Annotated in this window: 19 protein-coding genes and 1 riboswitch; of the genes, 1 reads left to right on the forward strand and 18 read right to left on the reverse strand. The window is 44.6% G+C overall.

The window, feature by feature from the left end; all coding sequences use genetic code 11:
- Positions 1-237: 237 nt before the first annotated feature.
- From sufB to ABVF09_RS13010, 9 genes are all read right to left on the reverse strand, one after another.
- Positions 238-1,635: a Fe-S cluster assembly protein SufB gene (sufB, locus tag ABVF09_RS12970; protein WP_026569563.1), complete on the reverse strand. Its 1,398-nt coding sequence runs from the start codon at positions 1,633-1,635 to the stop codon at positions 238-240.
- A 43-nt stretch (positions 1,636-1,678) separates the two neighbouring features.
- On the reverse strand, positions 1,679-2,116 hold the full coding sequence (gene sufU / locus ABVF09_RS12975; RefSeq protein WP_026569562.1) for a Fe-S cluster assembly sulfur transfer protein SufU: 438 nt from the start codon (positions 2,114-2,116) through the stop codon (positions 1,679-1,681).
- Positions 2,106-3,326, reverse strand: a complete 1,221-nt coding sequence (locus ABVF09_RS12980) for a cysteine desulfurase (protein ID WP_026772369.1) — start codon at positions 3,324-3,326, stop codon at positions 2,106-2,108. Before ABVF09_RS12980 ends, sufU begins: the two co-directional genes overlap by 11 nt.
- On the reverse strand, positions 3,326-4,633 hold the full coding sequence (gene sufD / locus ABVF09_RS12985) for a Fe-S cluster assembly protein SufD (RefSeq protein WP_026569560.1): 1,308 nt from the start codon (positions 4,631-4,633) through the stop codon (positions 3,326-3,328). Before sufD ends, ABVF09_RS12980 begins: the two co-directional genes overlap by 1 nt.
- A gap of 17 nt (positions 4,634-4,650) precedes the next feature.
- Entirely contained in the window at positions 4,651-5,436 is a 786-nt protein-coding gene (gene sufC, locus ABVF09_RS12990; RefSeq protein ID WP_026569559.1) for a Fe-S cluster assembly ATPase SufC, read from the reverse strand.
- Positions 5,437-5,690: 254 nt separating this feature from the next.
- Positions 5,691-5,843: a YuzK family famiily protein gene (locus tag ABVF09_RS19795; protein WP_474103981.1), complete on the reverse strand. Its 153-nt coding sequence runs from the start codon at positions 5,841-5,843 to the stop codon at positions 5,691-5,693.
- Between the two features lie 230 nt (positions 5,844-6,073).
- Positions 6,074-6,934: a MetQ/NlpA family ABC transporter substrate-binding protein gene (locus ABVF09_RS13000; protein WP_026569558.1), complete on the reverse strand. Its 861-nt coding sequence runs from the start codon at positions 6,932-6,934 to the stop codon at positions 6,074-6,076.
- A gap of 140 nt (positions 6,935-7,074) precedes the next feature.
- Complete coding sequence (locus ABVF09_RS13005) at positions 7,075-7,743, reverse strand: methionine ABC transporter permease (RefSeq protein ID WP_026569557.1); 669 nt, start codon at positions 7,741-7,743, stop codon at positions 7,075-7,077.
- On the reverse strand, positions 7,733-8,758 hold the full coding sequence (locus ABVF09_RS13010) for a methionine ABC transporter ATP-binding protein (RefSeq protein WP_026772368.1): 1,026 nt from the start codon (positions 8,756-8,758) through the stop codon (positions 7,733-7,735). Before ABVF09_RS13010 ends, ABVF09_RS13005 begins: the two co-directional genes overlap by 11 nt.
- Positions 8,759-8,875: 117 nt before the next feature.
- Positions 8,876-8,991, reverse strand: a riboswitch (SAM riboswitch).
- Positions 8,992-9,159: 168 nt separating this feature from the next.
- Here ABVF09_RS13010 and ABVF09_RS13015 point away from each other — a divergent pair.
- A complete protein-coding gene (locus ABVF09_RS13015) occupies positions 9,160-9,576 on the forward strand; it encodes a TlpA family protein disulfide reductase (protein ID WP_026772367.1) in 417 nt (138 codons plus the stop codon).
- Here the strand turns inward: ABVF09_RS13015 and ABVF09_RS13020 are convergent.
- The 9 genes from ABVF09_RS13020 to ABVF09_RS13060 form a co-directional block, all read right to left on the reverse strand.
- On the reverse strand, positions 9,573-9,899 hold the full coding sequence (locus ABVF09_RS13020; RefSeq protein ID WP_026772366.1) for a hypothetical protein: 327 nt from the start codon (positions 9,897-9,899) through the stop codon (positions 9,573-9,575). The two genes, ABVF09_RS13015 and ABVF09_RS13020, sit on opposite strands and share 4 nt — an antisense overlap.
- Positions 9,900-10,032: 133 nt before the next feature.
- Positions 10,033-10,335: a thioredoxin family protein gene (locus ABVF09_RS13025; RefSeq protein ID WP_026569553.1), complete on the reverse strand. Its 303-nt coding sequence runs from the start codon at positions 10,333-10,335 to the stop codon at positions 10,033-10,035.
- Positions 10,336-10,379: 44 nt separating this feature from the next.
- Positions 10,380-10,727, reverse strand: a complete 348-nt coding sequence (locus tag ABVF09_RS13030) for a toprim domain-containing protein (protein WP_026569552.1) — start codon at positions 10,725-10,727, stop codon at positions 10,380-10,382.
- A gap of 187 nt (positions 10,728-10,914) precedes the next feature.
- Entirely contained in the window at positions 10,915-11,298 is a 384-nt protein-coding gene (gcvH, locus tag ABVF09_RS13035; RefSeq protein ID WP_026569551.1) for a glycine cleavage system protein GcvH, read from the reverse strand.
- Between the two features lie 145 nt (positions 11,299-11,443).
- On the reverse strand, positions 11,444-11,800 hold the full coding sequence (locus tag ABVF09_RS13040) for an arsenate reductase family protein (RefSeq protein ID WP_026772365.1): 357 nt from the start codon (positions 11,798-11,800) through the stop codon (positions 11,444-11,446).
- Positions 11,801-12,736: 936 nt separating this feature from the next.
- Positions 12,737-14,521 (reverse strand): acyl-CoA dehydrogenase family protein, encoded by a 1,785-nt coding sequence (locus ABVF09_RS13045; protein ID WP_153465298.1) that lies wholly within the window; start codon positions 14,519-14,521, stop codon positions 12,737-12,739.
- A 34-nt stretch (positions 14,522-14,555) separates the two neighbouring features.
- Positions 14,556-15,731: an acetyl-CoA C-acetyltransferase gene (locus tag ABVF09_RS13050; RefSeq protein WP_026569548.1), complete on the reverse strand. Its 1,176-nt coding sequence runs from the start codon at positions 15,729-15,731 to the stop codon at positions 14,556-14,558.
- Positions 15,732-15,763: 32 nt separating this feature from the next.
- Complete coding sequence (locus ABVF09_RS13055) at positions 15,764-18,163, reverse strand: 3-hydroxyacyl-CoA dehydrogenase/enoyl-CoA hydratase family protein (RefSeq protein WP_153465301.1); 2,400 nt, start codon at positions 18,161-18,163, stop codon at positions 15,764-15,766.
- Between the two features lie 559 nt (positions 18,164-18,722).
- The gene (locus ABVF09_RS13060; protein ID WP_026569546.1) at positions 18,723-19,640 is read right to left on the reverse strand and encodes a proline dehydrogenase family protein; all 918 of its coding nucleotides are present in this window, start codon (positions 19,638-19,640) and stop codon (positions 18,723-18,725) included.
- Positions 19,641-19,763 lie beyond the last annotated feature (123 nt).

The raw sequence follows: 19,763 nt of genomic DNA on the forward strand, positions 1-19,763 counted from the left end.
ATAATCCGGCAGAATACCGGACCGTTGCAAGGAACTAGTCCAATTCCGGTTTGCTATACCCTTATGTTTACCCGATGTCACTCTTCTGTAAAAGGGGTAAATGGAAGGGATGGCCCTTATAGAAATTTCGAGGACAAAGAATCAATCGATCATAAAATCCTTTACCCGTCATGTTGTATTTCTATGAAAAAAGGGCCCTATTCCAGGGCCCTTTTATTATTACATTAAATTATTCAATTATCCAATAGAACCTTCCATTTCGAACTTGATCAGGCGGTTCATTTCAACTGCATATTCCATTGGCAGTTCTTTCGTAAATGGCTCGATGAAGCCCATGACGATCATTTCTGTCGCTTCTTCTTCAGAGATACCACGACTCATCAGATAGAATAATTGTTCTTCTGATACTTTGGAAACTTTCGCCTCATGCTCCAACGAAATATTTTCATTCAAAATCTCGTTGTACGGGATGGTATCGGAAGTTGATTTGTTGTCCATAATCAACGTATCACATTCGATATTGGCCCGGGCGCCTTCTGCTTTACGTCCGAATTGAACGATACCGCGATAAGTTACTTTACCGCCATGCTTGGATATCGATTTCGAAACAATGGTGGAAGATGTGTTAGGAGCAAGGTGATGCATTTTAGCCCCTGCATCCTGATGCTGACCTTTCCCTGCCAATGCGATAGACAAGGTCATGCCACGGGCTCCTTGCCCTTTCAGGATGACTGCCGGATATTTCATCGTCAGCTTCGAACCAAGGTTTCCGTCAATCCATTCCATGGTAGCATTTTCGTCACAAATCGAACGCTTCGTAACCAGGTTGTAAACATTGTTTGCCCAGTTTTGAATGGTAGTGTAACGGCAGTAAGCATCTTTTTTAACAAAGATTTCAACGACTGCACTATGCAGGGAATTCGTTGTATATACAGGCGCTGTACATCCCTCTACGTAATGGACGGATGCGCCCTCGTCTACAATGATCAAGGTTCTTTCGAATTGACCCATATTTTCTGAGTTGATCCGGAAATATGCCTGAAGCGGTGTGTCGGTTTTTACACCTTTCGGTACATAAATAAAGGAACCACCGGACCACACGGCAGAGTTAAGTGCCGCAAACTTGTTGTCAGAAGGCGGAATAACTTTGCCGAAATACTCCTTGAACAAGTCCTCGTTTTCTTTTAATGCGGTATCGGTGTCTTTAAAGACGATACCCATTTCTTCCAAGTCTTCCTGGAGACTATGGTAAACAACTTCTGATTCATACTGGGCAGAAACACCTGCGAGATACTTCTGTTCTGCTTCCGGAATCCCCAATTTATCAAAAGTATTTTTGATTTCTTCTGGAACTTCATCCCAGGAACGTTCGGATTTCTCAGAAGGCTTGACGTAATACGTGATCTCATCGAAATCCAACTCGGATAAATCGCCGCCCCACTGAGGCATTGGCTTTTTATAAAATTGCTCGAGAGCTTTCAGTCTGAAGTCGAGCATCCATTGCGGTTCGTCTTTTTGACGGGAAATTTCTTCAACAACCCGTTTTGTCAGGCCTCTTTCCGTACGGAAAATCGAAATATCCTTGTCATGGAACCCATATTTATAATCTTCAATTTCGGGCGCTTTTTTCGCCATGTCGAAAACCTCCTATTAGGTAATTATCTTCCATAAGTTGTTTCTATTGCTCTTCGCCTACGCCCTTTTCCATCGCTTTCCACGCCAGAGTGGCACACTTGATCCGGGCAGGAAACTTAGAAACACCCTGCAAAGCTTCGATATCACCTAAATCTATATCATCTTCTTCCACTTCTTTGCCTAACATCATATCCGAGAAAATTTTGGACATCTTCAAAGCGTCGTCTACTTTCTTGCCTTTTATAGCCTGCGTCATCATGGATGCGGATGAAAGACTGATCGAACATCCTTCCCCTTCAAACTTAGCATCTTCGACGATACCGTCATCCACCTGGAGATGAATTTGAATCCTGTCCCCGCACGTCGGATTGTTCATGTCGATTGTCAAAGCATCGTCCGCCAATGTTCCACGATTGCGGGGGTTTTTATAGTGATCCATGATGACCTGCCTATATAACGTATCGAGATTATCAAAAGACATCTCCAAAATACTCCTTCGTTTTGTTTAGTCCTTCCACAAGACGATCGACGTCTTCTGGAGTATTGTATAAATAAAAGCTGGCTCTGGCGGTAGCTGTCACTTCCAGCCACTTCATCAGCGGCTGTGCGCAGTGATGCCCCGCTCTTACTGCAATTCCTTCTGCATCTAAAACGGTCGCCGTGTCATGCGGGTGGACATCCGTAAGATTGAAGGTGATCAACGCTGCGCGTTGCTCCGGTCCGTAAATCTCCAATCCGTCCAGCGCCTTCATACGGTCCATTGCATAAGCAATCAATTGGTCTTCATGCTCATGAATGTTTTCCATGCCGATGTCCGTCAGGAAGTCGATAGCCGCTCCGAGACCGATTGCCCCTGCGATGATCGGTGTGCCGCCTTCAAACTTCCAGGGCAGTTCTTTCCAGGTGGAATCATACAGATTGACAAAGTCAATCATTTCACCGCCGAACTCTACTGGTTCCATGTTCTCAAGCAGTTCTCTCTTTCCATATAAAACGCCGATGCCGGTGGGGCCGCACATCTTATGGCCGGAAAAAGCATAGAAATCACAGTCCAAATCCTGAACGTCCACTTGCATGTGCGGGACACTCTGGGCACCATCCACCATCATCACAGCGCCGTGCTGATGAGCGACAGCTGTTATCTCCTTGATAGGATTGATGGTTCCCAGGACATTGGATACATGCATGACAGCAACCACTTTAGTTCTGTCCGTAATCGTATCCTTTACGTCCTCCATCTCTATTGTACCATCCGGTCGCAAGGGCAAATATTTCAAGGTAGCCCCCGTGGCTTTGGCCGCCTGCTGCCATGGAATGATATTGCTGTGATGCTCCATTGGCGTCACTACAATTTCATCGCCTTCCTTCAGGTTTGCCCGGGCATAACTGTATGCCACAGTATTGATGGAAGTCGTTGTACCACGGGTGAATATCACCTCTTTGGTACTGGATGCATTAATGAATTTCTTCACTTTTTCCCTGGCACCTTCATATTTATCTGTAGCCCTTGTTCCCAGTGTATGGACACCGCGATGGACATTGGAATTATCCTGTTTATAGTAATCCTCTACTGCCTTGATTACTGAAACCGGTTTTTGGGAAGTCGCCGATGAATCCAGATAAACCAACGGATGTCCATTTATCTCCTGGTTCAAAATCGGAAACTGTTCCCTAATGGCTTTGACGTCCATTAATATACTTTCCTTTCAATTACCTCTGTCAACTGTTCTCTTACCGCTTTGATCGGAATCTGTGTAACCACCGGTGCAAGGAAACCATGGATAACCAGACGTTCTGCTTCCTGCTTGGAAATACCACGGCTCATTAAATAATATAGCTGGATCGGATCGACACGGCCTACAGAAGCAGCGTGTCCGGCCGTTACGTCATCTTCATCGATGAGAAGGATCGGATTGGCATCTCCGCGTGCATCCTTGCTCAGCATCAATACACGGGATTCCTGTTCAGCGTTCGATTTGGAAGCACCATGCTCTATTTTTCCGATTCCATTGAACACCGACGTAGCACTGTCTTTCATGACCCCGTGCTGCAGAATGTAGCCATCCGACTGAAGGCCATGATTGACGATTTTCGCTGTGAAATTTTGTGATTGTTTGCCACGTCCGACAGTAACGGTCTTGGCGTTGGAAACTGAATTATCCCCAATAAGATGAGTGATATTTTCCGAAACGGTGTTACCGTCATTCATTTGTCCGAGCGCCCATTCGATTACAGCATCGCGGTAAGCAACGCCACGACGGTTTACATATGCAGTTGTTCCCTGTGCAAAGTTATCAACTGCACCGAATGAAACGTTCGCATTGTCATGGGCGATAACTTCCGTGACGATATTGGCTACAGCTTCTTCCTCTTGATTATGTGAAATATAATTTTCCACATAAGTCAGGGAACTGTTCGCTTCGGCAACGACGATTACGTGATTGAATGAAGCCGCTTCGGCATCCTCCTGCCAAAAAATCGATTGCAGTGGTTCTTCAACAGTGACATTTTTCGGCACATAGACAAACACACCACCGTTCATCAACGCAGCATGCAATGCAGTCATGCGGTTTTCGTCTACCCCTACTGCATCTTTCATGTAATAACGTTGGACGAGTTCCCCATGTTCCGCCATGGCCGTATAGATGTCCGTTAAGATGACGCCTTGCTCTTTCAGCTTTGGTGACAGGGAAGCATATGCCACTGAATGGTTACGCTGGATGACAAGATTTTGTTCCGTGTTTTCCAAATCAAGAAACACTTTTATTTCCTGAGGAAGATCTTCCAAAGACTGAATCGGTTCTCCAGCCGCTTCATGCTTGAAATTGGAGAAATTCCAGTTCGTGATATTCGTTTTGTCCGGTTTGGGCATTGGAAGCGCAGCAGCTTTTTCCAATGCTTGAAGGCGCAATGACTTCATCCATTCCGGTTCTTTATGCTTTTGTGAAAACTGGCTGATATATTCTTGATCGTATGGCAGTTTTGTTTCTACAGTCATGGTACCCCTCCTTCCTGTTACGCTTCTTGCCCTACAGTTTCATCTTCAATGCCTAGTTCTTCTTTGATCCACTCATATCCTTCTGCTTCCAAACGCTGTGCAAGCTCAGGACCGCCGGATTTAACCACTCTGCCCTGCATCATGACATGGACTTTATCCGGTGTGATGTAGTTCAACAGTCTTTGATAGTGCGTGATGATCAGGCAGCCGAAGTTCTCATCGCGAAGTTTGTTGATTCCTTTGGAAACAACCTTCAATGCGTCGATATCAAGTCCGGAGTCGATTTCGTCAAGAATGGCAATTTCCGGTTTAATCATCATTAATTGAAGAATTTCATTACGTTTTTTCTCACCGCCGGAAAACCCTTCATTCAAATAACGTTGCGCCATGTTTTTATCCATTTCCAAGTAATCCATCGCTTCATCCATCTCTTTGATGAATTTCATCAAGGAAATTTCGTCGCCTTCTTCACGGCGCGCATTGATGGAAGAACGAAGGAAATCAGAATTAGTTACACCGCTGATTTCACTAGGATACTGCATTGCCAAAAACAGACCAGCTTTGGCGCGTTCGTCCACTTCCATTTCCAGTACGTCTTCTCCATCGAGAAGAACAGATCCTTGCGTGATTTCGTATTTTGGATGCCCCATGATGGCGGATGCCAGCGTTGATTTACCAGTTCCGTTAGGACCCATAACAGCGTGGAATTCGCCGCCCTTAATTGTCAAATTAACTCCCTTAAGTATTTCCTGGTCTTCAATCGATACATGAAGATCCTTTATTTCCAATGTTGAACCTGCCATAACAATACCTCCAGTTACTCTTTATTAATGCAGAATGGATTTACACCCATTCTCAATTTATTCTCATTACAATCTTATATCATTTCGAATCTATTATCAACATTTTCAAATTTTCGATTAGAATGTACCTGCCAACCATTTACTATACCTAATCATCCACATCGCTCTATCTATAATGTAACATAAATCCCCTGCCGCCAAAAACAAGCAGCAGGGGATTTACCATGAAATTTCTATTTGTTTCCACCACCGTATCAGCGGTGGACTTGCCGTTCAACTTCAGCGACAACACGGCGGCTCTGCCGATAGCTGTCTTCTCTTTCTTTTTCGACCTCGAGTCTTTTGTCAAGCTTTCTTTCATACTCCGCATAACCAATTCCATGGTTTTGATGCATGGCTTTTTCCATCTCTGAGGTATAATTCAGACCTATACCACTGTCTGTGATAATGAATCCTTCCTTTCGGGATTGTTATATTTTCTGACAAACAAATTGTATCACGGATTCTTTTCCCTTCCCAAACAGGAAATAAACAGGAAAATGCTTCTCTGCACCGCTATGTTCCATCATATGCGGCTTAAATCATCCACCTTCAATAATGTAAGGAATTTCTGCTGATTTCGGCTGTTTCCAAAAAATCAGTCTCCAGGAGTAGCCGCCGGCACAATCGCCCCATCATAGTTTTCACTGATGAAGTTCTGAATCTCTTCAGATTGCAATACTTCAACCAATGTATTAAGCGCTTCGTTATCTTTATCTTCGGAACGGACTACAACCTGATTGACATAAGGCGAATCTTCATCCTCCACAAAAATGGCATCTTCTGTCGGTACTAAGCCCGCCTCCAGCGCATAATTGGTATTGATTGCCACTAAGGCATCTTCTTCGGATTCATACATTTCAGGAAGCGTTGCAGCATCAACGTCCGGCGAAAAGGTTAAATTTTTCGGATTTTCCACTATATCATCCGTCGTAGCGGCTGCCTTGTCGACATTTTCATCCAATTTAATTAAACCGTTCGCTTCAAACAAGCTGAGAATACGTCCATGGTCGGCAACAGAACGGCTGATGATCACTTCTGTTCCATCTGGTATCTCATCGATGCTGGAGATATTCTTGGAATAGACTCCCATCGGCTCGACATGAACCCCTCCAAGACTGACAAAGTCATAGCCGAACTGATTAATTTGATCCTTCAAGTATGGTTTATGCTGAAAATAGTTGGCATCAATTTCGCCATCCTCTAAGTCCTGATTAGGTAAGACATAATCCTGATATTCAGAAATCGTAAGAGTAACACCTTGCTCTTCCAACAACGGTTTTGCTTCTTCCAAAATTTCTGCGTGAGGAGTACTTGACGCCCCTACTTTTATTTCTGTTGATTCGTCTCCTCCACCAGAAGTCCCTCCATCGGACGAATTATCTTCATCCGAGCTGCCGCAAGCAGCCAACACTGCAAGAACCGCAGCAGTCAGTAACAAAAATAAATACTTTTTCATGATCTCATTTCCCCTTTTCATGTTTTAAACTTGGCCCTTTTCGCATACGGTATTGCTTTCCTTATGCCTGCGTTTTCCATATAAAGTCACTACACCCTATATACGGAACATGACAACGGAACTGTATGATGGAAAGTGCCTTATCTTTTATCTAATTTATTGGCGATATAATCACCGATAAACTGAAAAATAAATACAATTACTACTATTAAAACGGTGCAGATAAACACGACGTCAAATTCGCGACGTTGAAAGCCATAAAAATAGGCGAAATCTCCAAGACCCCCGGCCCCGATCACTCCGGCAACAGCCGTATAGCCAATCAATGCTATTGCTGTTACAGTAATCCCGGATACTAAAGCAGGCATCGATTCCGGAAGCAAAACCTTGAAGATAATCGTGTGCGTTTTTGCACCCATCGCTTTGGCGGCCTCCACTACACCTTTGTCCACTTCCTTCAGACCGATTTCCACCAACCTTGCATAAAACGGTGCCGAACCGATGATCAAAGCTGGCAACGCCGCTTTCGGACCACGAATCGTGCCTATAAGAAAATCAGTGAATGGGAATAACAATAAAATCAAAATGATAAATGGGATGGCCCGGAAGATATTCACCAGCGCTGCAGCAAAAAAATTCAATATTTTATTTTGCCACAAACCACCTCTGGCAGTGAGAAATAATAAAAGTCCCAACAGGACCCCTAAAACAATCGTCCCTGCCACCGATATCAGTGTCATATAAAATGTTTCACCGATCGCTGTCCAAATATCCTCCATTTTCACGTTTGGAAAAAGTTCACTCAGCATTTGGATCCACCTCCACTTCTACCGAGGTGGTTTTGATAAAGGCAATCGCCCTGGCTATCTCTTCTGCAGAGCCGTCCATATGGACAAACAAAGTTCCATATGCCCCTTTTTGTGTTTGAGTGACTTTACCCTGAAGGATATTGACAGCCACATCAAATCGCTTTGACACCTGGCTTATCAGCGCCTGATTGGTTGTTTCTCCCACAAAATGAAGCCGTACAACTTGCCCGCTTTGATAATTTTCCAATAAATGGAGCGATTCTTCTTGATCCCTGTCTCCCATGACTTGTTCAACGAACCGCTTGGTAACAGGCTGTTTGGGATGCAAGAAAACATCCAGCACATCGCCTTGCTCTGCTACTCTTCCTGACTCCATCACAGCGACCCGATGACAAATCTTACGGATGACATGCATCTCATGTGTGATCAAAATGATGGTCAACCCCAATTTTTCATTGATATCGACAAGCAGCCGTAATATCGCATCCGTCGTATCCGGATCTAGCGCCGATGTGGCTTCATCACACAACAGCACTTTTGGGTTGTTGGCCAACGCCCTTGCAATGCCGACCCGTTGTTTTTGCCCTCCGCTTAATTGCGAAGGATAGGCATCTTCTCTTCCTTTAAGCCCGACTAAATCTATCAGCTCTTCGACCCTGGCTCTCCTTTTCCCCTTGGGAATTCCCGCTATTTCCAGCGGAAAAGCAATGTTGTCACGAACGGTACGGGACCAGAGCAGGTTGAAATGTTGAAAAATCATCCCTATTTCCTGTCGTGATTTACGCAGCTGCTGCTTTCCCATTGCAGATATTTCTTTTCCATCAATATAAATTTGTCCTTCAGTCGGTTCTTCCAGCCGATTAAGCAGTCTGATGAACGTACTTTTACCAGCACCACTGTATCCGATCACCCCGAAAATTTCCCCTTTGCTTACTTCCAGGTTGAGGTTATCGACAGCGAGGACATCCTGATGCTTGGCTGGATAAACTTTTTTCAAGCCTTTAATTGAAATCAACTTTCTTCCTCCTCAGCAATACTTGCCGAACTACCTAATACTTCTTTTGTGTGTATTAAAAAAGCGTCCTTCCGTTCACAAGAGAACAGAAAGACGCAGTATGACTACTTTCATGTTCTCTCATCTGCCAAAGCTTATTGCTTCGCAGGAATTGGCACCATTTTAACCAGTAAAAACTGGTTAACGGTTGCCGGGCTTCACAGGGCCAGTCCCTCCACCTCTCTTGATAAGAGATTAGAATATTTAATTAGGTCGTTCCTTAAGCGCTAAATAGGATTTTAGCATTGGCGCAGTTAGGTGTCAAGCTAATTCATTAATTGAAGTGCGATAATCGTTTTCCATTTTTGGTTATGTTAGCATATACAACAAGAAAAACTTACTGAGAAGCAAGGAGTGGTTGGATGAAAGCCCCGGTTTTCGAGCTTCCGATTCTGGGTACCCCAAAGACCTATCAACTGAAAAAGGACCTTGGCAAGGTGATCATGCTTACCTTTTGGACATCCTGGTGCCCGGACTGCGCAGCGGACTTACCCAAAAAAGAGCAGTTATATAAAACAATCAACAAAAATGATATAAAAATGTTGACCATCAATGTGACTGGGAGAGAACGTTCGGTGGATGAAGCAGAAGCATTCCATAAGAAGTTTCTGCAACAGCCGACATTGTCGGACGAAGGGACAAACGTTTACGATATGTACCGCTGTCAAGGGGTTCCCAGTACTGTCATTATTGACAAGCAGGGTGATATAGCGGCTCAGTTTGGCGACAAAGCACCTTTTTTATCTATTGTCCAAGCATTGGGCAGGCAACTCGTTTAAGGCAGGTACAGCAATGTTTCAAAAAGCAGGCAGTCCCTGTACCTCCCTGTCCAGGAGGCAAGCCCTGCAGGGAAAGCTGTCAGCTTCCGCTCCCCGTTAAAAAGTTGTTCTGCTATGTCATTGTTCACCTTCACCTTTAAAGGGGCAGCAGACGGGAATTGTGAATCGGCATGGAGTTCCACAATTCCTGAACGAAATTTAACCCAAGCCGAGAATTCACCTACATCCACTTTGATGTCCAAGTGCTTTTGTTCATATAAATACAACAAATCTTCACGATCTTCCAAACGCCGTTTCCATTCTGCCAAAAGTTGTTCTGACAAGACTACCGCCTCCCTGTTAACAGTAGTTCGCCATCCAGCATGTATTTCCTGCAAAAAAGAAAAGCAGATGGAGTCTTCCAAAAGACATAAGCAAAAAAGGAAGGAGTATTTCTCGGGAAATATTCCTTCCTTTTTAGTTTCTGTATTTCTGTATCTTCTCCTGAATATGCATTAACGAATGAAATGCGTATATTTTTTCCTGCACCCGGCCATTTTCCACTATTAACAGACAGGGAACGCTTTCTATGTGAAATGATTGCATGAAGCCCGGAAAAAGAGAGGCATTCATTTCATGGAAAAGTGATGCCTCTTCGATTTGTTCTAATACCAACAGCATTTTCTCCGCCATTTTACATGTGCCGCAGAAAGGCGTATGAATAAACACAAACCCTTTTGAAAAGTCTTTGAGTGCGTGTTCATCCGAAATTGCCAACATAAATTCCATCCCTTTTCCTTTTGAATATAACTTATCCGCCACCTCTATAGATAAAGTGGATTCACTGCTATGCTTCTGCTCAATAGAGCTGCTGCTAATTCCGCTTCTGGAGTAGCCGCCACTTCCCTGAAGGTTTTATCTACATAGATATGTTCGGCATGAGGGAGTTCGAAGGACAATTGCTTTCGCAGTTTATGTCCTGCATTGTCCTCATCCACCAGTATAAAGACGTCCTTATTATCCAGATCATATTCTATCAACAGCTCTTCCAGCCTTTCGACTCCCAAAGTACCATTGGTGCAAATGATTTCTATTTTTTCATCAATCACTTTCTGAATCTGTACCTTGTCGGTCCGCCCCTCCACAATAATCACTTTGTCAGCATCATTCATAGCGTTCACCTGCTTTTTAATCGATAAGTTTAAAACGCGGCCATCCTGCTTAACAATAATCCCCTGTCACATTAACGGTAACAAGGGATTGCGTTCGCTCTCTATAATCATTGTATTGATTATTTCTTTTTTGATGCATGGCATAGACAATGACATAAAAAAGATGGACGCGGAATACGGAAGAAGCTTACTCTTCGTCGATCATTTCCTGATATTGGTCAGCACTCATCAGTTCATCGACTTGCGAAAGATCTTCTGTTTCCACGACGATCATCCACGCTTTTTCATATGGAGATTCATTGACAAATTCAGGACTATCATCGAGATCTTCGTTTACTTCCACTACTTTACCATTGATTGGAGCATACAACTCAGATACCGTCTTCACGGATTCGACACTGCCAAACGGCTCGTCCGCTTCAATAGTATCTCCGACTTCCGGAAGTTCGACAAAAACAATATCTCCCAATTCGGATTGGGCGTGGTCTGTGATTCCGATCCGGACTTTCTCCCCTTCCACTTTGACCCATTCATGTTCTTCAGAGTAACGTAATTCCTTTGGTAAACTCATCGTATAAAACCTCCACTTTCCTTATCTGCTTTTATTTGTCTTAACTTGTCCAACTGTCCTGTTCCAAGTTTCCTCCAAACAGCGAACATCCTTCATCTAATATAGTAGCTCCCCAAGGCAAATTCCAGTGGTTTGCTTCAATTCGTCATTTCCAGTTTTCTTCATAGACTTCCGGTTTAAAACCGACTGTTGCTTTCTCTTCGGATTCTAAAATCGGCCGCTTTATCAACATTCCGTCCGAAGCCAGCCATTCCAGCATCTGATTTTCATCTGCTTCTTTCAATTTATCCTTCAAGCCCAATTCTCGATACTTTTTTCCACTTGTATTGAAAAATTTCTTCACAGGCTGTCCGCTTTTTTCCACGAGGCTTTTCAAATCATTTTTGGACGGCGTTTCTTCCACAATATGTATTTCCTGATAATCGACTTTGTTGTCGTCCAGCCATTTTTTCGCGTTTTTGCAAGTACCACAGTTTGGATACCAGTAAAATTTCAGTGACATGGCAGCACCCCCTTTAATTTCTTCCTATATTATCATAACTTGCTTATATATTTCATGCAAAACTGCCAACAAGCATATATGTCAGCAGTCTGCACTGGAGAGAAAAGCAAGCTGATAAATTCCATGAGAAAATTTACTTAATTTGTTTCGCTTCGTTACTGAATAACCGTCGTTGCAGATAGAAACTGCGACATAGTTTGAAGTTGTCTTCCTGACTTCTTCCATTCGTTGAGTGGGAGTTCGACGCTGCGAAAATACCCTGCGCTTTCCGCGGGCGGCTGGTGAGCTTCCTCGAGCTGACGCTCTGCGGGATCTCCCCGAGGCCTTTCCTCCCGCTGGAGTCTCCGGGTATTTTCTTCGCTAGAAACAGCTTTCTGTTTAGAAACGCGTGTACTCGAATTTTTTTATTCATAATACTCCATGCACCGTATCATCAAAGGACATAGCTGGGAAAACAAGGAAGAAGTTCAAGAGAAGGAGCAAATACAGAATTCCATCTTTCTTTTTATGAAAAGAAGTACATGTTTTCTGACAACCGTTTTTAAGATGGCTTGTTGGGTCTCAAAAAAAAAATTCTCTATACTTACGACAAGCAGCATGCTTCTTAGCGTAGGTAGCATACGCAGACTCCAGCGGGAACAGCGCGAGCTGAAGATCCACTTGGTAAAGGGCTTTTCTTTACCAAGTTAGCTGAAGCCGTGCCCGCGGAAAGCGAAGTATGCTACCGAAGCGGTGGGTAATTCGCTTTTTGAATAAGCAATGGAACTTCCCATTACAGTTACTGCGCAGTCTATAATTTTTATGACGAAACTTTCTTTTAAACAACCTTCTGTTAGCTGTACCTTTGCTTTACGAATCGATACGCAATGCGGGTCCCATGTAAAAAGGCCGCTTCAGTCAATTTGACTGAGGCGGCCCTTTAAATAAGATTAATGATCAGACGACATATTTTTCTTCTTCAATTATCCGCTTGGCGATTTCCCGCTTCTTGGCAATGACATTGGTCGGATCATGTCTTGTCAGCTTACGCATCGCGGACAGCATCATTCTCAATGTGTCCCCCTCTTCGCTTGCAATCAATGTTTCCTTAGCATTAGCTTCTACTCGATTGAACGCTTCCTGTACATATACCTGGGTATAAAGAAGCTTAAGCGAGCTCGCTTCCAATCCAGATTTGTTGATTGCTTTTTCTGTACGCAAGACGGCCGCTTCCATGTTATAAACCTCATTGACTATGTCAGCTATATTAGCAAGGATTTCCTGCTCTTGTTCCAGTTTATTCCCATATTTCTGTGCTGCTAGCCCAGCGGCCAGCAAGCCGATTTTTTTCGCGTTTTTCAACAGATATTTTTCCTGTTCCAGTGGCTCCGAACCCACTTCTTCCGGCATCAGCATCATCAATTCTTCCTGCAGCGCCTGGGCCTTTTGCAGCAATGGCAGTTCACCTTTCATTGCTTTTTTCAGAAGAGAACCAGGAACTAGCAGCCTATTGATTTCATTTGTCCCCTCGAAAATTCGCTGGATACGAGAGTCCCGGTACATCCGCTCCACTTCGTATTCCTGCATGAAGCCATAACCGCCATGGATTTGGACCGCTTCATCCGCTACAAAGTCCATCAGTTCTGTCGCAGAGACTTTATTCAATGAGCATTCCACCTGGTACTCCGCAATAGCCGCTGCAACGGCCTTGCCATCATTGAGTTCCTCGTTGCTCAGATTGCTCATCCGCTGTTCGAACAAACCGACTGTACGATACACCGCACTCTCGTTGGCATATGTTTTAGCGGCCATGGTAGCCAGTTTTTCCTGTATCAAAGAAAAGCGGGAAATTGGGGTATTGAATTGTTTGCGTTCATTGGCATACTTGGCAGACAACTCGATACCGATTTTTGAACCGCCAACACCGCCAATGGCCAATTTATAACGCCCGACATTCAAAATGTTAAACGCGATTACATGACCCCGGCCGATTTCACCGAGTACGTTTTCTACCGGAACCTCGGCATCTTCGAGAATGACCGTCCTCGTGGAGGAGCTTTTGATTCCCATTTTCTTCTCTTCAGCGCCTGTCGAAACACCCGGAAATTCTCTTTCCACAATAAAGGCTGTAAATTTCTCTCCATCAACTTTGGCATACACAATGAAAATGTCAGCAAAAGCCGAGTTGGTGATCCATTGTTTTTCTCCATTCAGCAAATAATGGGTGCCAGCTTCATTTAGTTTTGCTGTTGTTTTGGCTCCTAGGGCGTCCGAACCGGAACCTGGCTCCGTCAATGCATATGCGGCGAGTTTTTCACCTGTTGCCAAAAGTGGCAGATACTTTTGTTTTTGCGCTTCATTTCCGAAAAAGACGATTGGAAGGGACCCAATTCCGACGTGTGCTCCGTGTGTTACCGAGAATCCGCCGGCTTTCGAGAACTTTTCAGTAATCAGGGAAGAACTGATTTTGTCCAATCCCAATCCGCCATACTCTTCTGGAACATCGACTCCCAGAAGCCCAAGTTCTCCAGCCTGTTTCAAAAGTTGCACAGAATGTTCAAATTCATGGTTTTCCAGCTTATCGATTTTCGGAACGACTTCCCCTGCAACAAAGTCTTCAGTTGTCTTGGCAATCATATGATGCTCATCCGTGAAGTCTTCCGGAGTAATAATATCTTCCGGCTCTAAATCTTCTATGATGAATGCGCCGCCTTTAAACATTTTTTCTTTGGTTTCACTCATGTTTTTCGCCCCTTTTTCTTAATAGTAGAAAATACTAAACTAGTTCGAATACACCTGCAGCTCCCATTCCTCCTCCAATACACATGGTGACGACACCGAACTGTTCATTCCGGCGTTTCATTTCATGAATGAGGCTGAGCGTCAACTTTGTACCAGTGCAGCCAAGTGGATGCCCGAGTGCGATAGCGCCTCCGTTCACATTGACTTTATCCTCATCCAGTTCCAGAGCCCGAATGACACGCAACGACTGGGAAGCAAACGCTTCGTTTAATTCAAACAATCCAATATCAGAGAGATCCAAACCAGCTAACTTCAAGGCTTTCGGGATGGCCTTTATCGGACCGACTCCCATGATTTCCGGTTCCACTCCCGCTAATGCGAACGAACGGAATTTAACCAGCGGCTTCAGTCCCTCTGCTTCCGCTTTTTCCCTGTCCATCACCAACACGGAAGCAGCGCCATCGCTCATTTGTGAAGAATTGCCGGCTGTTACAGTTCCTTTCAGCGCAAATGCTGGCTTCAATTTGGCCAGCACTGCTTCTGTCGTAGCGGCGCGGACCCCTTCGTCTTTACTGAACAGGAATGTTTTTTCTTCAACTTTGTTATCCTGACCGATTTGCCTTGCGGTAACTTCTACCGGAACTACTTCGTCATCAAACTTACCCTCTTTCAGAGCATTGGCTGCTTTTCGATGGCTGTTGGCCGCAAATGCATCCTGATCCTCACGGGATATATCGAACCTTCGGGCCACTTCTTCAGCAGTATGACCCATTGCCATATAATAGCCTGGTGCATTTTTCACCAGCTCCAAATTAGGTTTGATGACATGGCCGCCCATTGGTATCAAACTCATTGATTCGGCCCCGCCAGCGATGATAGCATCGCTATGTCCCAGCATGATTCGTTCTGCTGCATAAGCGATGCTTTGCAGGCCGGACGAACAATAGCGATTGACTGTTATGCCGGGGACATCCAATGGCAATCCTGCCAGTCCGGCGATGTTACGGGCCATATTCATGCCCTGTTCAGCTTCCGGCATTGCACAGCCGATAATCACATCATCGATATTGCCTTGATATCCGTCAGCCCTCTTCAACGTTTCTTTGATAGTCAAAGCTGCAAGATCATCGGGACGGACATTGGCTAAAGCACCTTTTTTAGCCTTTCCGACCGGTGTTCTCGAGCCAGAAACAATCACTGCTTCCTTCACAGCACTTCCCCCTCTTCTAAATAAATATGGCATTAGTTACGCAATGGTTTTCCCTTGAGCAGCATGTGCTGCATCCTTTCCTGTGTTTTTCTCTCACCGATCAGGCTTAGAAACGCTTCCCGTTCCAAATCCAGTAAGTATTGTTCATCGACAAGCGTTCCCGACTGCAGGCGTCCACCCGCGAGCACAAATGCCAGTTTATCTGCAATTTTCACATCATGCTCCGATGCATACCCCCCAAACGCCAGTGACTTGGCCCCCAATAACATGGCGGAATATCCGGCCTCACCCACGACAGGAATTTTCTCCCGTTTTGGCGGCTCGTACCCTGCCTTGCTCAATGCAAGCACTTTTTGCTTGGCGTCATGAAGTAAATGGTCAGTATTGACACTGATTGCATCACGTTTGTTCAGAAAACCGTTCTCATGCCCTTCAGCTGCCGACGTTGAAACCTTGGCAGTAGCAATTGTCTCAAAAACTTTATTGGCAGCTTTCTGCAAATCAAACTCGATCCCCTGTGGCAAATCTCTTACTTGCTTGATGTATAGTTCTTTATTGCCGCCGCCTCCAGGAATCAGGCCAACCCCGGCTTCCACCAGCCCAATATACGTTTCTTGCGCTGCCTGAATCGAACTGGCCGGCAGGCAAACCTCTGCACCTCCGCCGAGTGTCATTCCAAACGGCGCAGCCACAACTGGTTTTTCTGCATATTTGACTTTCATCATGGCATTTTGAAAATGTTTCACGACCATTTCTATTTCAAAGAAATTATGATCCTGTGCTTCCATGAGCATCATCGCCAGATTGGCTCCCACGCAGAAGTTTTTCCCCTGGTTGCCGATGACCAGACCCTGGAAGTTCTTTTCAACTTCTTCTACGGAGTAGTTGATCATCTGGATGATGTCAAGACCGATGGCGTTGCTCTTTGAGTGAAACTCTAAACCGGCCACCCCGTCACCCAAGTCAATTAAGCTTGCTCCCGTGTTTTTCTTGATGACTCCCTTTCTTTCCTTCAAGCCCTTAATATGAATCTCTTTCTGGTTTACCTGCTTTTGTCGATATTCGCCATCCCGATAATAAAGCAGATTTCCTCCATCTGTTTTATAGAAAGATTCCGCCCCATTGGCAAGCATCCGTTCTATCCATCCCGGGACAGTTTCGCCATCAGCTTTCATGCGTTCTACTGCTTTTCCGACACCGATTGCATCCCACATTTCAAATGGTCCTAGTCTCCAGCCGAATCCCCACTTCATTGCTTCATCAATCGAAAGGATGTCGTCTGCGATTTCTCCAGTGAGTCGCGCAGCATACAGCAATACTGGTTTCGTAATGGACCAAATTAAATCACCTGCCGGATCACCTTCCGAATATACAAGCGCTTTCATTTTTCTGCCGGGACCTTTTTCTTGTTTGGCTTGTTCTGTCGCCTTGGTTTTCAACTTCTTACGCTCCTGATATTCCAAAGTTCCCGGGTTCAATTCATAGATTGTACTGCTGCCGCCTTGTTTTTTCTTCAAGTAGAATCCCTGACCGCTTTTTTGGCCCAGCCAGCCTTTCGCATTCATGGTTTGCAGGAATTCCGGGATTTCGAAAACCTGTTTTTCGTCTCCTTCCACCTGGTCATAGACATTTTTAGCAACATGGATAAAGGTGTCGAGTCCTACAACATCCAGCGTACGGAAGGTGGCGCTTTTCGGTCTCCCGATCATGGGCCCGGTGATCGAATCCACTTCACCGATGCTCAATCCCTGTTTCTTCATCTCTCTCACTGTTACAAGAAGCCCATAAGTCCCGATGCGGTTGGCGATGAAGTTTGGTGTGTCTTTCGCCTCGACTACTCCTTTACCGAGGATGTCTTCCCCAATTTGCTTCATTTCACGTAAAACCTGCTCATCCGTCCATTTGGTCGGAATGACTTCGAGCAGTTTCAGATAGCGTGGAGGATTGAAAAAGTGCGTCCCGAGAAAATGTTGTTTAAAATCATCCGAACAGTCTTCAGCCATTTTTTCTATGGAAATGCCCGACGTATTGGAACTGACAACGGCTCCCGTTTTCCGGTACTTGTCTACATTCTGGAAAACCTGCTTTTTCACTTGAAGATTTTCCACGACCACCTCGATGATCCAGTCGACTTTTCCAAGCACATCAAGGTCATCCGACATATTTCCTGTATGGATCAAATCAAGACTGCCTTTGCTGGTAAGCGGTGAAGGTTTTTGTTTTAACAACGCTTTTTTGCTTGTATCCGCAAACTTATTGCGTATCACTTTGTCTTCTAAGGAAAGTCCCTTGCCCTGCTCCTCATCCGTCAATTCCTTGGGTACGATATCGAGCATCCAAGTTTCAATGCCGACGTTTGCCAAGTGTGCCGCTATTCCGGATCCCATCACTCCTGATCCCAAAACGGCTGCACGTCTGATTTTTCGAGTCATTCCTTTATCCCCCTATCATTTTGAATGAATACTCATTCACTATGCGTGTAAAAAAAGTAGATAGTTCCCTATCTGCATCTAATTCAACTATAAGGTATTTTCAGATATTTCGCAATCATTTTTTCCCGGTTCCATGCAGATTTTATAGTGGCCCGGACAAAAGCATACCCACCAAAGCAAAAAACGAACTCTATACACCGAGCGAGTCCGCCCGATACTTTTATTTGTCTATTCCTTGGATTGACTTCTTTTTATCCTGTCATTTGATGCGTGCTTCGTATCGCTGCATTTTCGTGAACTGATTTCCATATGATAAAGACAGGATGAACCATATTCTTCTATTGGGTAATAGGTGCGGGATTAGGCAAAGCGGAAATCCCGCCAGAAGAAAAGGCATCTCCGGCGGGATGAGCGCAAGCTGAAAACCGACTTGGCAAGCCGCCGGTTAGCTGCAGCCGTGGCCGCAGAAAGCGAAGTACCTTGCCATCGTGGAAAATCGCACTTTCATAATAAAAGAGTAGAACGCTGAAATCATTCGGTTGTCCCAGTCGCTCGTGGTCTATTTACCGAAGACTCCTTTAAGAACGAATGCCACATTTGCCGGCCGTTCGGCCAGGCGCCGCATAAAATATCCATACCAGTCTGTACCATAAGGAACGTAAACTCTCATTTTATATCCTTCGGCAGTCAGTTCCTCCTGCCTATCGATTCGGATTCCGTAAAGCATTTGAAATTCAAATTGATCCCTGGGAATGTCATGTTCTTTCTCCAAATGCTTTGTGTATGCGATCATTTCATCGTCATGAGTAGCAATGGCAGTGTAATTCCCATTCAACAAATGCATTTTGATGATTTTCTTATAATTCTCATCCACGTCCTGTTTATCCGGAAAAGCAACCTTCGGTGACTCTTTGTACGCGCCTTTGACCAGCCGGAGATTCGGATGATAAGCATTCAGTTCCTCTATGTCTCCTACAGTACGGTATAAATATGCTTGAATGACGGTACCGATATTATCGTACTCTTCCTTTAACTCTTTAAATATATCGATCGTCTTTTGGCAGCGCTCGTAGTCTTCCATATCAATCGTCACAAAAACACCGTGTTTTTTTCCTGCAGCGAGAATTTTCCGCATGTTTTCCATCACCAATGCTTCCGATATATCCAGTCCCATGGAAGTCATTTTTAAAGATAGCTGAGAGTCCAGCTTCTGTTCGGCAATTTTTTCAATCATTTCCACACATTCATCAGCCGCCTGGCGTGCTTCTTGTTCGCTGTCGATAAACTCTCCAAGATGATCAACAGTAACAACCATCCCTTTTTGATTCAATTGCTCAATGACCTTTGCGGCGTTATCCACCGATTCCCCAGCTACAAAACGGCCGGCCCCGAAGCGTAGACCATACCTTTTAGCCAACTTGGTGAAAAACTTGTTTTTGGATAAAAATAAAAAGAAGTTACGCAGGATTTGTTCCATTATAAGCCCCCCCAGTAATCATCCAGTACAGCGGAACCGCTTTCTTAATTAAACGCAAACTCAGCAAAACGGTTGCTTATCTATATCCGCCGCAGCCGATGTGAAAACTTTCAAACTAGTATG

The organism is Sediminibacillus sp. JSM 1682029 (assembly GCF_041366435.1).
GTDB classification, from domain to species: Bacteria; Bacillota; Bacilli; order Bacillales; family Amphibacillaceae; genus Sediminibacillus; species Sediminibacillus terrae.

Coding starts and splice junctions, on each gene's coding strand:
- gcvH (WP_026569551.1), bottom strand. CDS start 11,298: ATGAGTTTACCAAAGGAATTACGTTACTCTGAAGAACATGAATGGGTC.
- ABVF09_RS13040 (WP_026772365.1), bottom strand. CDS start 11,800: ATGTCACTGAAATTTTACTGGTATCCAAACTGTGGTACTTGCAAAAAC.
- ABVF09_RS13000 (WP_026569558.1), bottom strand. CDS start 6,934: ATGAAAAAGTATTTATTTTTGTTACTGACTGCTGCGGTTCTTGCAGTG.
- sufU (WP_026569562.1), bottom strand. CDS start 2,116: ATGTCTTTTGATAATCTCGATACGTTATATAGGCAGGTCATCATGGAT.
- ABVF09_RS13060 (WP_026569546.1), bottom strand. CDS start 19,640: ATGGAACAAATCCTGCGTAACTTCTTTTTATTTTTATCCAAAAACAAG.
- ABVF09_RS13055 (WP_153465301.1), bottom strand. CDS start 18,163: ATGACTCGAAAAATCAGACGTGCAGCCGTTTTGGGATCAGGAGTGATG.
- ABVF09_RS13025 (WP_026569553.1), bottom strand. CDS start 10,335: ATGTTGGCAATTTCGGATGAACACGCACTCAAAGACTTTTCAAAAGGG.
- ABVF09_RS13045 (WP_153465298.1), bottom strand. CDS start 14,521: ATGAGTGAAACCAAAGAAAAAATGTTTAAAGGCGGCGCATTCATCATA.
- sufC (WP_026569559.1), bottom strand. CDS start 5,436: ATGGCAGGTTCAACATTGGAAATAAAGGATCTTCATGTATCGATTGAA.
- ABVF09_RS12980 (WP_026772369.1), bottom strand. CDS start 3,326: ATGGACGTCAAAGCCATTAGGGAACAGTTTCCGATTTTGAACCAGGAG.
- ABVF09_RS13015 (WP_026772367.1), top strand. CDS start 9,160: ATGAAAGCCCCGGTTTTCGAGCTTCCGATTCTGGGTACCCCAAAGACC.
- ABVF09_RS19795 (WP_474103981.1), bottom strand. CDS start 5,843: ATGGAAAAAGCCATGCATCAAAACCATGGAATTGGTTATGCGGAGTAT.
- sufB (WP_026569563.1), bottom strand. CDS start 1,635: ATGGCGAAAAAAGCGCCCGAAATTGAAGATTATAAATATGGGTTCCAT.
- ABVF09_RS13030 (WP_026569552.1), bottom strand. CDS start 10,727: ATGAATGATGCTGACAAAGTGATTATTGTGGAGGGGCGGACCGACAAG.
- sufD (WP_026569560.1), bottom strand. CDS start 4,633: ATGACTGTAGAAACAAAACTGCCATACGATCAAGAATATATCAGCCAG.
- ABVF09_RS13005 (WP_026569557.1), bottom strand. CDS start 7,743: ATGCTGAGTGAACTTTTTCCAAACGTGAAAATGGAGGATATTTGGACA.